12 protein-coding genes are annotated in these 13,932 nt (G+C 42.2%); 9 read left to right on the top strand and 3 right to left on the bottom strand.

Translation table 11 applies throughout. The features are described 5' to 3' along the window. Both AK824_RS05140 and AK824_RS05135 read left to right on the top strand, forming a co-directional pair. Complete coding sequence (locus AK824_RS05140) at window positions 1–1,308, top strand: ABC transporter permease (RefSeq protein ID WP_057759394.1); 1,308 nt, start codon at window positions 1–3, stop codon at window positions 1,306–1,308. Next, window positions 1,308–2,498 (top strand): ABC transporter permease, encoded by a 1,191-nt coding sequence (locus AK824_RS05135; protein WP_057759392.1) that lies wholly within the window; start codon window positions 1,308–1,310, stop codon window positions 2,496–2,498. The genes AK824_RS05140 and AK824_RS05135 overlap by 1 nt, the downstream gene beginning before the upstream one ends. Window positions 2,499–2,590: 92 nt before the next feature. On the opposite strand, the gene sthA is transcribed toward AK824_RS05135, so the two are convergent. The 3 genes from sthA to AK824_RS05120 form a co-directional block, all read right to left on the bottom strand. Beyond that, the gene (gene sthA / locus AK824_RS05130; protein WP_057759390.1) at window positions 2,591–4,240 is read right to left on the bottom strand and encodes a Si-specific NAD(P)(+) transhydrogenase; all 1,650 of its coding nucleotides are present in this window, start codon (window positions 4,238–4,240) and stop codon (window positions 2,591–2,593) included. Between the two features lie 100 nt (window positions 4,241–4,340). Beyond that, window positions 4,341–4,742 carry a DUF4377 domain-containing protein gene (locus AK824_RS05125; RefSeq protein WP_057759388.1) on the bottom strand — a complete coding sequence of 134 codons (402 nt, stop codon included), beginning with the start codon at window positions 4,740–4,742 and terminating at the stop codon, window positions 4,341–4,343. A 129-nt stretch (window positions 4,743–4,871) separates the two neighbouring features. Then, on the bottom strand, window positions 4,872–5,768 hold the full coding sequence (locus AK824_RS05120) for a posphoenolpyruvate synthetase regulatory kinase/phosphorylase PpsR (protein WP_057759387.1): 897 nt from the start codon (window positions 5,766–5,768) through the stop codon (window positions 4,872–4,874). Between the two features lie 714 nt (window positions 5,769–6,482). Here AK824_RS05120 and ppsA point away from each other — a divergent pair. The 7 genes from ppsA (at window position 6,483) to AK824_RS05085 (ending at window position 13,853) form a co-directional block, all read left to right on the top strand. Then, window positions 6,483–8,867 (top strand): phosphoenolpyruvate synthase, encoded by a 2,385-nt coding sequence (gene ppsA / locus AK824_RS05115; protein WP_057759384.1) that lies wholly within the window; start codon window positions 6,483–6,485, stop codon window positions 8,865–8,867. A gap of 114 nt (window positions 8,868–8,981) precedes the next feature. Next, entirely contained in the window at window positions 8,982–9,962 is a 981-nt protein-coding gene (locus AK824_RS05110; protein WP_057759382.1) for an RDD family protein, read from the top strand. Window positions 9,963–10,253: 291 nt separating this feature from the next. After that, window positions 10,254–10,658: a 30S ribosomal protein S6 gene (gene rpsF / locus AK824_RS05105; protein ID WP_057759380.1), complete on the top strand. Its 405-nt coding sequence runs from the start codon at window positions 10,254–10,256 to the stop codon at window positions 10,656–10,658. A gap of 16 nt (window positions 10,659–10,674) precedes the next feature. Further along, window positions 10,675–10,905, top strand: coding sequence for a 30S ribosomal protein S18 (rpsR, locus tag AK824_RS05100; protein ID WP_010198808.1), 231 nt, complete (start codon window positions 10,675–10,677; stop codon window positions 10,903–10,905). A 20-nt stretch (window positions 10,906–10,925) separates the two neighbouring features. Further along, the gene (gene rplI, locus AK824_RS05095) at window positions 10,926–11,432 is read left to right on the top strand and encodes a 50S ribosomal protein L9 (protein WP_057759378.1); all 507 of its coding nucleotides are present in this window, start codon (window positions 10,926–10,928) and stop codon (window positions 11,430–11,432) included. Window positions 11,433–11,786: 354 nt separating this feature from the next. After that, a complete protein-coding gene (locus AK824_RS05090) occupies window positions 11,787–12,026 on the top strand; it encodes a hypothetical protein (RefSeq protein WP_057759376.1) in 240 nt (79 codons plus the stop codon). A 471-nt stretch (window positions 12,027–12,497) separates the two neighbouring features. Further along, on the top strand, window positions 12,498–13,853 hold the full coding sequence (locus AK824_RS05085; protein ID WP_134292465.1) for a GntP family permease: 1,356 nt from the start codon (window positions 12,498–12,500) through the stop codon (window positions 13,851–13,853). The last annotated feature ends 79 nt before the right edge of the window (window positions 13,854–13,932 follow it).

The following is a 13,932-nucleotide window of genomic DNA, read 5'->3' as shown; positions in this document are numbered from 1 at the left end:
ATGCACTTGACTAAGTTAAGTGAGGCTTTTTTACGCAGTGCAGCCTACGAGCGCCGTTTTTTGGCAAAAAACCATTGGGACTTTAGCATGGTGGTATGGATACCACTGGCAACGGTGCTGCTAATATGGTGGATATTTTCACAGACTCAAATTACCGATTTGCCTATCGGAGTCATCGATCAAGACAATAGCGCTGTTGCCAATACTGCCGTCCGTTACTTAGAGGCCAGTCCTACTTTGACAGTCAGACAGCTGTATTACTCCCAAGCGGATGCAGAGGCTGCGATTTTACAGCGTGACATTTACGCTGTTATCATTATCCCAGAGGACTTTTCTCGTAATATATTATCGAGCCAGCCTGCTCCGTTGACTCTACAAGTCAATGCACAGTACGGTACGCACTCCGGTATTATTCAGGCAGGTGTCCAAGCGGTCGCTAGTACATTATCCGCAGGTGTAGAGATCAAACGATTGGTTAAACAAGGCGTAGCACCATCACAAGCGATGACGGCTTACGCGCCTATCAGTGTGCAGCGTATTAGCTTATTCAATGCTGCGACCAATTATCAGCAGTTTTTGGCATCGACCGTCATACCTGCCTTATTACATATATTGGCGATGGTCATTGGTGCAACTACGATTGGCCGCGAGTTACGTGATAAGAATATCGGTCGCTGGTACCGTTTTATTGATACAGGAAAGCCTAATCTAACGTTACCCAGAGCCTCAGAAACATCATCTTCGCTATCAACCAAACAAAATAGCAGCGATAACAAAGCATCATCGAATGCAAAAATGCCCAATTCGGTCAGCCTATCAGTATTGGTCTTTGGTCTATTGGGTAAATACTTTTGGCCAATACTGGCATATAGCTTGTGGTCAGCGTTGATATTGTGGCTTGTAACGTCGAACCAAAATATAAGCATTGGGTCAATCATCGCAGTATATATCGGCCTATTGTGTTTGATGATACTGTCATTCTGGCTTGGTGCTATTTTTACTTTGAACTCCTTTTCACTGCGTATGGGTTTGTCAACCACTGGTTTTATTTCAGCGCCTTCTTATGCCTTTGCTGGTGTGACCTTTCCATATATTGCGATTAGTGATAGCGCGCAATACTGGTCAAATGCATTGCCACTGACACATTACCTCAAGCTACACATTGCTCAATTGCAAATGCAAGCGCCTATTGCTATCTCTGTGCCTATTGTCTACGGTCTGGCGCTTGCCACTATCATCGCCATGCTACTGACAGCCCTATTGACCAAACGCGCATTGGCGCATCCTGAACGTTGGGGAGCACGCTAATGTCTGCACAATCAAACAATACACACTCAAAAACCAAATCAACGATCACTCCGGCTTCACAAAGCTTTTGGAGCAGCTTTACTCAAACTCTCAAAGACGTCTTTGGCGATAAAGGCGTACTTTTGATGTTGATTATTGCTCCTATTATCTATGGGTTTTTCTATCCTTGGCCTTACTCATCTGAGGTAGTCAACCATGTGCCAGTAGGTATCATTGATTATGACAACAGCAACTTATCGGGTACTCTCGTTCGCTATGCGAGTGCTAGCCCATATTTAGATACTGAACGATTTATCAATGAGCAGGCTGCCAAAGAAGCCATATGGTCAGATCGAATTGCAGGCTATATGGTGATTCCAACTGGTCTTGAAGAACAAGTTCAGTCCGGAGAGCAAGCACACGTCAGTGTACTGGGTAATGGTGGTTATTTTATTTTAAATAAAAACGTCCAATTGGGATTCTCTCAAGCAGTAGGTACGGTATCGGCAGGTATCAAGGTAAAGAAAAGCATTGCGAAAGGCGCTTATGCATCTACCGCAGCGCAGAACACGCAAGCTGTACCGCTACGGATTATGCCATTGTATAACCAAACCGAAGGCTATGGTGCTTATGTCGTACCAGCTGTCTCTGTTATCATTTTACAGCAGACACTTTTAATGGCGACTGCGATGCTGATTGGCACATGGTATGAGCAGCGCCGTCACAGTACCAGTATACGTGGCTGGCTAGGACGTATCGGAGCGCTAAGCTCACTTAGTTTTATCGTTGGCTGCTTTTATTATGGGTGGGCGTTTGAGCTACATCATTATCCACGTGGACAAAACATGCTTGGTACGCTGCTGTTTTTGGCACTATTTTGTCCGACAGTCGCAACGCTCGGCTGCGTGCTCGGATTATGGTTCCGGCAGCGTGAGCGCAGTATGCAGATATTAATTTTTATCTCCTTACCGATATTCTTCTTAAGCGGCTATCCTTGGCCAGCAGACCAATTGCCTCAAGTACTACAAGTCATACGTTGGCTAGTACCGACCACGCCTGCAATCAATACCTCTGTGCAGCTTAACCAAATGGGTGCCAGTGTTTCTCAAGTCGCTGTAGGATTTTATGCGTTGGCTGGCTTATGGTTGCTCTATTTTGTTTTATTGCTATTTTTACGCAAGCGTATTCCGCAAAGAAAAGCCTATTTATAAATCTTCAAATTAATCAAATCTATGAGCATAAAAAAAGCGCCTGCTAATAGTAGTAGGCGCTTTTTTATTTATACGATATAAATAGCGGTGGTTTAAAACACTCGGTTCAAACCATTCAATGCCGCCACACGATACGCTTCTGCCATCGTTGGATAGTTAAAGGTCGTATTTACAAAGTACTCAAGCGTATTGTTGCTCTTACACTTCATCACTGCTTGACCGATGTGGATAATCTCTGAAGCGTGGTTACCGTAGCAATGGATACCTAGAATTTCTAACGTATCACGATGGAACAATATTTTTAATACGCCCGAACGTTCACCAATGATTTGGGCACGTGCCAGATGTTTAAAGAATGCCTGACCCACTTCATACGGAACTTTTTCATCCGTGAGCTCTTGCTCTGTCTTACCGATACAAGAGATTTCAGGAATCGTATAAATACCAGTCGGTACACTAGATACTGGCTCAGCATCACTATCACCAACCATAAAGGCAGCGGCACAGCGACCTTGGTCATAGGCAGCAGAAGCTAGTGATGGCCAACCGATTACGTCACCAGCAGCATAGATATTGTCGACGTCCGTACAGTAAGTGTCATCTACTTTTAACTGACCACGGCCGTTTGCTTTTAGTCCAATGGCTTCTAAGTTTAAGCCTTCGGTGTTACCTGAGCGACCATTTGACCAAAGAATGGCATCAGATTTGATGCGCTTGCCGCTCTTTAGGTGCAAGACTACATAATCATCATGAGTCTCAAGATGATCAATCTCTTCGTTACTACGGATAAGCACACCGAACTGTCTAAAGTCATGCGCGATGGCATCACTGATTTCGCTGTCTAAGTAGTTGAGCAACTGATCTTGGTTATTGATCAAATCAACTTTGTAGCCAAGACCAGTAAAGATAGACGCGTACTCACAACCAATCACCCCTGCACCATAAATGATAATTTTTTTAACCACATAATCCATTTGCAAGATTTTGTCAGAGTCAAAAACGCGTGGATGGTTAAAGTCTAAAATCTCAGGACGGTAAGGACGACTACCGACAGTAATGATGGCTTTATTGAAAGTGATGGTTTCGTAAACATTTTCATCGACTTCAATACGTAGTGTGTGAGCGTCAATGAAACTTGCCCAACCTTGAATGACTTCGATACGGTTGCGCTCATAAAAACGTGTGTGGGTACTGACTTGACGACGGATAACTTGACGCGCCTTAGCCAGTACTTCATTTAGTGGTACTTGCTTATATTCCATCGCCTTGGTAAACATTGGATCGCGGCGGAAATTAATCAAGTTAAATACAGATTGGCGCAGTGCTTTACTTGGAATTGTACCGACGTGAGTAGAGTTACCGCCTACTTGATCACGTGGATCGACAACGACCACTCTTTTACCAGACTTGGTCAGCTTCATAGCAGCGGCTTCACCGGCAGGGCCCGCCCCTAAAACAACGGCATCATACTCATACTCATGATCGTCACTTTTTAGACGACGAGAGTCTTTGGTAAAGCCAGATTTAATATCGATTCGTGTGTCATCGAGCGGATTCACTAGGTCTGGATGATGCATGACATCATCGGTCACTTGCTCGTGGGTCTGCTCTATTTTTTCTTTTTTGTTCTTACCTTCGGTATGTTCAGGGCTTGGCACGTGTCCGCTAGATTTATTTGATACTTCGGTATGAATATCTTTACCAGTATCGTTGGTCTCGTCGCTTGCACTTTTACTTACCATGATGTCCTCTTTATATTTATTTATCGAGTAAATGTTTGAGATATAAATGAATCAATATATAGCTGAGTTAGTATCATGTAGATAAATGAATACCGCCCTACTAAGGCATGCCCACCATACGTTGTGACAATATGTTTTGCAATGTCCAATGACCAGTGGCGCTCTGTTGCCCTTCATCAATCTGCGGGCGGGCGCTAATGATGTACTCTGTACCAAGGGCTGGTTTGAAATCGTCGATCCAGTCATAAGGAATCTGGAATACGCTACCGTCTTTAGACTTAGCAAGTAGGCACTGCATTGGCAGTTCTGAGGCACAGGCCACACGGTTTGGCATGACGGTCAGTGTCTGTGCTTCACCCAATACGATACTTGGAATATAGCGCGGCTCAGATACTGGATCCTTTGCAAATGGTGATGTTTGACAAGCACTCAGTAAAATCGCTGCACTGATTAAACCTGCCAGCAACAACGATGGCTTTATAGATTGATAGGCTGAAATCATAATATTCTCTATATGATAATTATCTAGGATGAAATGATGTATGTTTATTAGTGTTTTTTGCGCATTTATTAAAGCTGCCTGAACACTTATTAATACCGATTGAACAGAGACTGTTTAAGCTGACATTCATTATCCAATACGGCGTTTGAGACCTGTCATCTGCAAAATACGCGTGGCAATCTCTTCAACAGACATCTCTGATACATCTAAGCTTGGGATACCGTGCGTGATATAAATACCCTGAATCGCGCGCTGCTCTTGCTGGCATTGCTGATAGCTAGAATAACGACTGCCTGCACGGCGCTCTTGACGGATTTTTACTAAGCGATCAGTATCGATGAGTAAACCAAACAGCTTGTCTTTGTGCTCACGTAATGCTTTTGGCAACTGATTGTCGTACAAGTCATCTTCGGTTAAAGGATAGTTAGCCGCTCGAATACCGAATTGTAATGCTAAGTATAAAGAAGTCGGCGTCTTACCAGAGCGCGACACACCAACCAAAATAATATCGGCTGCATTATAGTGACGAGTACGCGCGCCATCGTCATTGTCTAAAGCAAAGTGAACTGCATCGATACGCTCTTTATAGGTTTCAGAATCGACATCATCATGTGCATGCCCTGAATGACCATCTGGCTCCACACCAGTCTCTTCTGCAACACGGCCAATCAGACCTTCATACATATCCAAGTTACAGCTGTGTGCTGAGTTGATCTTTTCACGAATCTCAGGATTAACGATCGTATCGAAAACCAATGGCAACGATCCATCGCGCTGATACGCCATATTGATTTGTTCAACCGCATCTTCTGCACGCTCTAAGCTATCGACATATGGCAATACTCTTGTCTCAAAGGGAACTGAGGCAAACTGACTTAAAATAGCGCGTCCAAGTGTCTCAGCCGTAATAGCTGTGCCATCTGAGATAAAAAACGCCGTTCTAATGGCTTGTGAGCTGTCCAAGTTTAGCGCGTGGCGATTTTGGATAGTGGACTTAACTTGTTCAGATAGATTGCTTGAGTACATATCGTTGACACCTCGGTTGAAAACTCAATAGTGACCTTCATTTAGTTTTTGGTATAGATCTTAGTAATAATTCAGACTTGGCAATCGTTTATCAGTTATTGACTATTAATAGTATTGCTTTGACCATCTGACAGCGTGACTTTTACTTGGCTTCTTATAGTCGCCTTTATAACTCGTATAACTAGGCTTTATAACCGCCTTCTTAAAACGAGCCTTTTTCAGTACCTATACTGCACATTTACCATGCAATGTGCATCAACTATCTATGCGCTACATTATACGCATATTAGCCTCTTAATAGAAATCAATGTTACAGGCGTATACTTAGCACCAACATTGTTTTTCATCTTGTCACCATAGTTAATTCACCTTTCATTGAGGTATTTTTTTATGCTTCTTCTATTATGCTTTGTTTATACAGATACATAAGATTGAAACATAAATTATAGAAATACTCTAAATGTGGCTTATTGGAATGTATCTATTTTATGCAGTAATTGGCTTCTGTAAGCGCATAACATCGTCACTAACGATGATGTTTTTCATCTGAGTAAATACGAAACTTGAGAGGACTGGCCCTAATTTATGTAGCAAACCCCACAATTTGTATATTTTTAACAAGTTTTTTGGTGAAAACCCTCGAAATTGTCCTAATATGGCGGTATAATTCACCGTTATAATCTTTACTAAATAACCTTATTTTCTGGAGTTATCATGGCAGCGCAATCTACAGCACTTGTAATCAATCTTGATCAGCTAGGAAAAGACGACATCGAAATGGTTGGTGGTAAGAACGCTTCGCTTGGCGAAATGATCAGCCATCTTTCTGATTTAGGCGTTAGTGTTCCAGGCGGCTTTGCCACCACTTCAAATGCATTCAACCGCTTTTTGACTGAAACAGGCTTGCTTGACAAAATCAACAGCGAGCTAAAAACACTAGACGTAAACGATGTTAATAAGCTTGCGGCGACTGGTAAAAAGATTCGTACTTGGATTATTGAACAAGAACTGCCAAAAGATCTTGAGCAAGAAGTACGTCAATCATTTGAAACCATGAGTGGCGGCGAAGACATCGCTGTTGCTGTACGTTCTTCTGCCACTGCTGAAGATTTGCCAGATGCGTCATTTGCCGGTCAACAAGAAACCTTCTTGAACATTCGCGGTATTGATAACGTCCTAATTGCTATTAAAGAAGTATTTGCCTCTCTATATAACGACCGTGCAATCTCTTACCGTGTACACAAAGGTTTTGAGCACGAAGGCGTTGCACTATCTGCTGCCGTACAACGTATGGTACGTTCAGAGACTGGTGCTGCTGGTGTTATGTTCACGCTAGATACCGAAAGCGGCTTTGATCAAGTGGTATTCATCACCTCAAGCTACGGTCTAGGTGAAATGGTTGTACAGGGTGCGGTTAACCCAGATGAGTTCTATATCTCTAAGAAATTGCTAGCAAACGGTAAGCCATCAGTTATCCGCCGTAACCTAGGTAGCAAGCATAAGAAAATGGTTTATGGTGATGAAGGCAGCACTGCTAAATCAGTTAAAACTGTCGATGTTGAAAAACAAGATCGCATGCAGTTCTCTCTATCGACTGAAGAGCTAACCTCACTTGCCAAGCAAGCGGTAACGATCGAACAGCATTATGGCCAAGCGATGGATATCGAGTGGGCAAAAGACGGCGATACTAACGAAATCTTTATCGTTCAAGCACGTCCTGAGACTGTTAAGAGCCGTCAAGACAGCAACGTAATGGAACGTTATGTCATCGACACGACTGGCGCAAAAGTATTGTGTGAAGGTCGTTCAATCGGTCAACGTATCGGTTCAGGTAAAGTGCGTATCGTTAGCAACCTAAACGAGATGGACAAAGTAGAAGAAGGCGACGTACTCGTATCAGACATGACTGATCCGGATTGGGAACCAGTTATGAAGCGCGCTTCTGCTATCATCACCAACCGTGGTGGTCGTACTTGTCACGCTGCTATTATCGCGCGTGAGCTAGGTGTGCCAGCTATCGTTGGTTGTGGTAACGCAACTGAGCTATTGGTTGATGGTCAAGACGTAACTGCTTCTTGTGCTGAAGGTGACACTGGTTTCATTTATGAAAGCCAGATTGATTTTGAAGTACAGACTAACTCTGTTGAATCTATGCCAGAGCTAGCATTCAAAGTGATGATGAACGTTGGTAACCCAGATCGCGCATTCTCATTTACCCAAATGCCAAACGAAGGTATCGGTCTTGCACGTCTAGAGTTCATCATCAACCGTATGATTGGTGTGCATCCAAAAGCTTTGCTAAACATGAACAGCTTGCCACGTGAAATTGCGCAAGCAATCCAAGAGCGTATCGCAGGCTATGCATCACCTGTTGACTTCTATGTTGATAAATTGGTCGAAGGTATCTCAACGCTAGCTGTTGCCTTTATGGATCAGCCAGTGATCGTTCGTATGTCAGATTTCAAATCAAACGAATACGCTAACCTGCTTGGTGGTAAATTATACGAGCCATCAGAAGAAAACCCAATGCTTGGTTTCCGTGGTGCTAGCCGTTATGTGTCTGATAACTTCCGTGACTGTTTTGAGCTTGAGTGTAAAGCACTAAAACGTGTACGTGATGACATGGGCTTGACCAATGTTGAGATCATGATTCCATTCGTACGTACTACTGACGAAGCAGCACAAGTGATTGAGTTACTTGAAAAGAATGGTCTAAAACGTGGCGAAAATGGTCTACGCGTCATCATGATGTGTGAGTTACCAACCAACGCCCTATTAGCAGAAGAGTTTTTAGAATACTTCGATGGTTTCTCAATCGGTTCTAACGATTTGACTCAGTTGACCCTTGGTCTTGACCGTGACTCAGGTATCGTCTCGCATCTATTTGATGAGCGTGATCCTGCTGTTAAGAAACTATTGTCTATGGCTATCGAAGCTTGCCGTAAGCAAAACAAATACGTCGGTATCTGTGGTCAAGGTCCATCAGACCATCCAGATCTAGCGTTTTGGTTAATGGAGCAAGGTATCAGCTCAGTGTCATTGAACCCTGACTCAGTACTAGATACTTGGTTCTTCTTAGCTGGTGAAGAAGCGAAGTAAACCGCTACGTTTAGTCACAGCGGTCATTCACACAGTCATTAAAGATACCACTATTAGGGTCTATTTGATTTTTTCAAATAGACCCTAATATAATGTCCTAAGACATGACTAACTATGCAGGCAATTATGCAGATTTTCCTTGCTCGAAATAACGTACAAGCTGGCCCATATCAGTTGGAGCAGCTGAATATCATGCTGGCATCTGGTGAAGTGTTGCTTGATGATTTGATGTGGCATGAAGGCTTAGCTCAGTGGCAGCGCGTAGGTGATCTTACCAATAACCAAACGGTTTATCGCCCGACCAGTGCTAATACGCCTGAAGTAAACGACTCTATCATCAATAACGTGACTGTCTTCCTTGAAGATACCAATAAAGCGAAAGATGATAAGTCAGTATCATTAGACAGACTATATGGCAAGCCTGAACGTCCTAAAAACGTGAAAGCCGATATGACGACCAATCGTCATCAAACGCCGCACAACAATGTCTCATTAAACAAGTCTACTCTCAAAAAGGCTGTTGCAGACAATGATAAAGTCGTTGGCAACGTGGTACTTGCGCCAATCATGTCACGCGTATTGGCGACTGCATTGAATGGCCTACTTTATATATTGGCCATACTGCCGCTAGTAATGGCATTGACTAAGATGGATGTGGACTATACCAAGTTCCAAAACATTCAAGATATGGACGCCGCCTATCAATATTCAATGACGCTGATGGAAAGTCTTCCTAGTAGCACATTGATGATGTCACAGGTGATGGTTTTTGGGCTATTTGCCTTGCAATTGGTATTTATTACCATGCGTGGTCAATCGCTAGGCAAGCTGATCACTGGTATTCGTGTTGTGGATCAAACCACGCATCGCCTACCTTCATTTATTAAGCTTATCGGTACACGTACGTTATTGTTATTTATTATCTATAACTTACTGTTTTCGTTTACCAGCTTTTTAGGTTTTGTGATTATTGCTATTCATTACTACATGGCGTCTAAAAGCCCTGAAAATATTGGTTGGCATGACAAGCTTGCCAAAACCTTAGTGGTTAAAGCAGACAGTAGCCAACTGGTAAAAAAGTCAAAATCTGAATAACAGTATTTTGGTTTAGTTAGTGGTTTTATAGCTCGTTATACTCAAAAAAGCTGCGTACTATCGCGGCTTTTTTATTTAGCAAAGCTAATTTAGCCTCTTTTTATATTTTATTGGCAGTAGCTTGGTGATTAACCTTTGTGTTAGTTGCAGAGTACTGTTATAATACGGCGCTTTATAAACTAAGCTTATTCTTGATTGTTTTTTATAAAATATGACTAGAATTGGGCTTACCTTATAAATCTCCTTGCTATTAACATAGGGTTAATAGCTACTAATCCGTAAGGAGTCATAATGCGACATTACGAACTGGTGTTACTTGTACACCCAGACCAAAGCGACCAAGTGGTCGGCATGGTTGAGCGCTACATCAAGTTAGTTCAAGACAACAACGGTGTTATCCATCGTCTAGAAGATTGGGGCCGTCGTCAACTGGCTTATCCAATCAACAAGATTCACAAAGCTCATTACGTTCTTTTCAACATTGAAACTGACGGTGAAACTTTAGCTGAACTTGAAGAATTATTCCGTTATAACGACGCGATCATTCGTAGTCTAGTTATGCGCCGTGACGAAGCTGTCACTGAAGAGTCGCAGTTAGCCAAGAATGCCGATGAAAAACGCGCACGCAAAGCAACTACTCGTCGTCCAGACAATCGTGAAAACGATAGTGACGACAACGACAACAGTGAAGACTAATTAAAGGAGAATACTCATGGCACGTTTCTATCGCCGTCGCAAATTCTGCCGTTTCACTGCTGAAGGCATCACTCACATCGACTATAAAGATGTTGAATTGCTAAAACAGTACATTAGTGATAATGGTAAAATCGTACCAAGCCGTATTACTGGTACATCTACTAAATATCAGCGTCAATTAGCGACTGCTATCAAGCAAGCTCGTTACTTATCGCTACTTCCATACACTGATAACCATCAAGGTTAACCGCTAACTAGGAATGACTCATGCAAATTATTTTGTTACAGCGTATCGTCAACCTTGGTAAACTCGGTGAAACTGTCGATGTAAAACCAGGTTACGGACGTAACTTTCTTATCCCTCAGGGCAAAGCACTACCTGCTACTAAAGCTAACATTGAAAAGTTTGAAGCACGTCGTGCTGAACTTGAAGCTGAAGAAGCAAAAGAGATCGCTGTTGCTCAAGAGCGTGCTGATGCATTGACTGACGTTAATGTTATCATGCGTGCTAAATCAGGTGACGAAGGCAAGCTATTCGGCTCTATCGGTACTCGCGATATCGCTGAAGCATTGACTAACTCAGGTCTAGAAGTAGACCGTGCTGAAATCAAGCTACCTGAAGGCACTCTACGTCAAGTTGGCGAATACAATGTTGATATTCAGCTACACCATGACGTTACTGCTAGCATCTTAGTTACTATTCTTTCTGAAGATGGTAACAACGAAGATTCAGCTGACGAAGAAGCTGCTGAAGAAGACTATTCTGAAGAGTAATCTTCCATGTAGTTAGACTCAGTCTGTAGAAAGCCAGCAACTTAGGTTGCTGGCTTTTTTACGTGCGTCATTTTTGACATTAAAGTCTATGTATTTAGACTATTTATATCGCTAACTTTCACTCCTTTATCTCGATAAATTAGGATTTTATATATTCCTAAACAGCTTAGGATTCTCAAAAAATCTATTGCTATGATAGCGGTGTTATCTATGCAATGTTGTAGTAACTAAATGCAACAACTACTTTAAAAACGCTATACCAAACAACAAGATACTGCCTATATAATCATCTTTATTACTATTAGCAGAATTGATAATCTACTGCTATTTAATATACTAATAGGGCGCAAGAACATGAAAGACAATAATAACATTCATACTAATGACAAGCTTATCTGTACTCAAGGTAATGCATACTACTCTGAAGGTGAGGTGTATACAGTTGGCAGAATAGTCAATGACAAATACTTTCAGCTACTGACCAGTGGCAATGATGATCATTGGTATGCTACGTTGGATGATCAGGGCATTTATGTCAGCTTTGATACTGCAACTGCTACCAATAACAAAGCTTTTTTTGATAAGATTGCCTAACTGTAAATACCGGTACTTCTTAGAATACCTATCTCAAAAATAATTGTTACTCAGGTAGGTAAACATTGCTTAGACAAAAACTGGTCAATTATAAATGGCCAGTTTTTTTTGGTTTGAAGTATTAGCAATTGCTAGTTATAAAAGTATTTCCACACACGTCTTCGACGTTTTATTACTAACTTCTCTCATTTCAAAATTAAGTATCTCTTGATTTTTTGTCAACAGCGCCAACTATTTAACGAATCTATTTCCTAGCGGCGTCTATTTGCTATAAAATATGCCCCTTTAAAATTTCGTATCGTTAGTGATGCAGATAGTTGGTTCGATATCGTTTAAATGTAGACATGGTAAAAGCCTGTGAAAGTACTACGCAAAGTAGACTTAGCACGCTATATACCGTGTTTAATCTCGATATAATTGACTATATTGGCATTGGTAATCAATTAAGATATAAACCATATTGAGACAGTGATGATTGTATTTTGGCTTGTGCTGACCATTCTTTTTATTATTTTCGCTACCGCAAAATTAAAGTGGCATCCCTTTTTAGTGTTGATTTTATCCGCTTTTTTGGTCGCGCTATTTTATCAAGTACCGCTTAATACGGTCGCCAAAACGATTTCTGATGGTTTCGGTGGTATCTTAGGCTATATCGGTCTTGTGATTGTATTTGGTACGATTATTGGCTTAATCCTTGAAAAAACGGGTGCTGCTATCGTAATGGCAGAGTCAGTCATTAAAGTATTGGGGCCACGCTTCCCTACTTTGACCATGTCTATCGTCGGTGCAGTCGTTTCTATACCTGTATTTTGTGACTCTGGCTATATTATCTTGAACTCTCTAAAAGAGTCTTTAGCTGAGCGCTTACATGTATCAAGTGTCGCGATGAGCATTGCCTTGGCCACTGGTCTATACGCTACCCACACCTTTGTCCCGCCTACGCCAGGCCCAATCGCAGCGGCAGGTAACTTAGGTCTAGAGTCAAACCTAGGTTTGGTCATCATGGTCGGTGTGGTCGTGACAGCAGTTGCGGTACTGGCTGGGTGGTGGTGGTCTAATCGCTTTCTTAATGCCACTCCTGACAATATCAATGCGGCAGATGCTCCAGCAGCAATGCCTGAAGGAATGAAAACTCGTGATGATTACAGTCACTTGCCTTCAGCGACAATGGCGTTTTTACCGATTATCGTTCCTATCATATTAATCTGCCTATCTTCGGTTGCTAATTTCCCAAGCGCACCATTTGGCAGTAGCATGGTAGCGGAGATTTTAATATTCATTGGTAACCCATTGACTGCGTTACTTATCGGTTTGTTCTTATCATTTTTCTTAATTAAATCAAGCCAAAAAACACAAGAAATCAGCGACAGTATCTCGCAAGGTTTGGTAGTAGCAGCCCCTATTCTGTTGATCACTGGTGCTGGTGGCGCGTTTGGTGCCATGCTAAAAGTTACGCCAATCGGTGATTACTTAGGTTCGACGCTATCTGCTTTGGGTTTAGGCATTTTCATGCCATTTATCGTCTCTGCTGCGCTAAAAACAGCACAAGGCTCAACCACAGTCGCATTGGTTACGACTTCTGCTATGGTTGCCCCACTATTGAGCCAGATTGGCCTAGACAGCGAGCTTGGGCGCGTGTTCTGCGTGATGGCAATCGGTGCCGGTGCCATGACCATTTCACATGCCAATGACAGCTTCTTTTGGATTGTTAGCCAGTTTAGTCGCATGAGCGTGGCACAAGCGTACAAAGCTCATTCAATGGCCACTGGTATCCAAGGTGTGACTAGCATCGTATTTATCTGGTTGTTGACTCTAGTGTTTATCTAGTTCATGAAATTGGGTATTTCTATATACGTTTATTTGATGATCGTTAAATAAACGTTTTAAAACATGACATTATCGCAAT

Origin of the sequence: Psychrobacter sp. P11G3, from assembly GCF_001435845.1 — a bacterium.
Taxonomy (GTDB): domain Bacteria; phylum Pseudomonadota; class Gammaproteobacteria; order Pseudomonadales; family Moraxellaceae; genus Psychrobacter.
The sequence above is the reverse complement of the archived record's forward strand: the minus strand, read 5'-3'. Positions and strand labels throughout refer to the sequence as shown.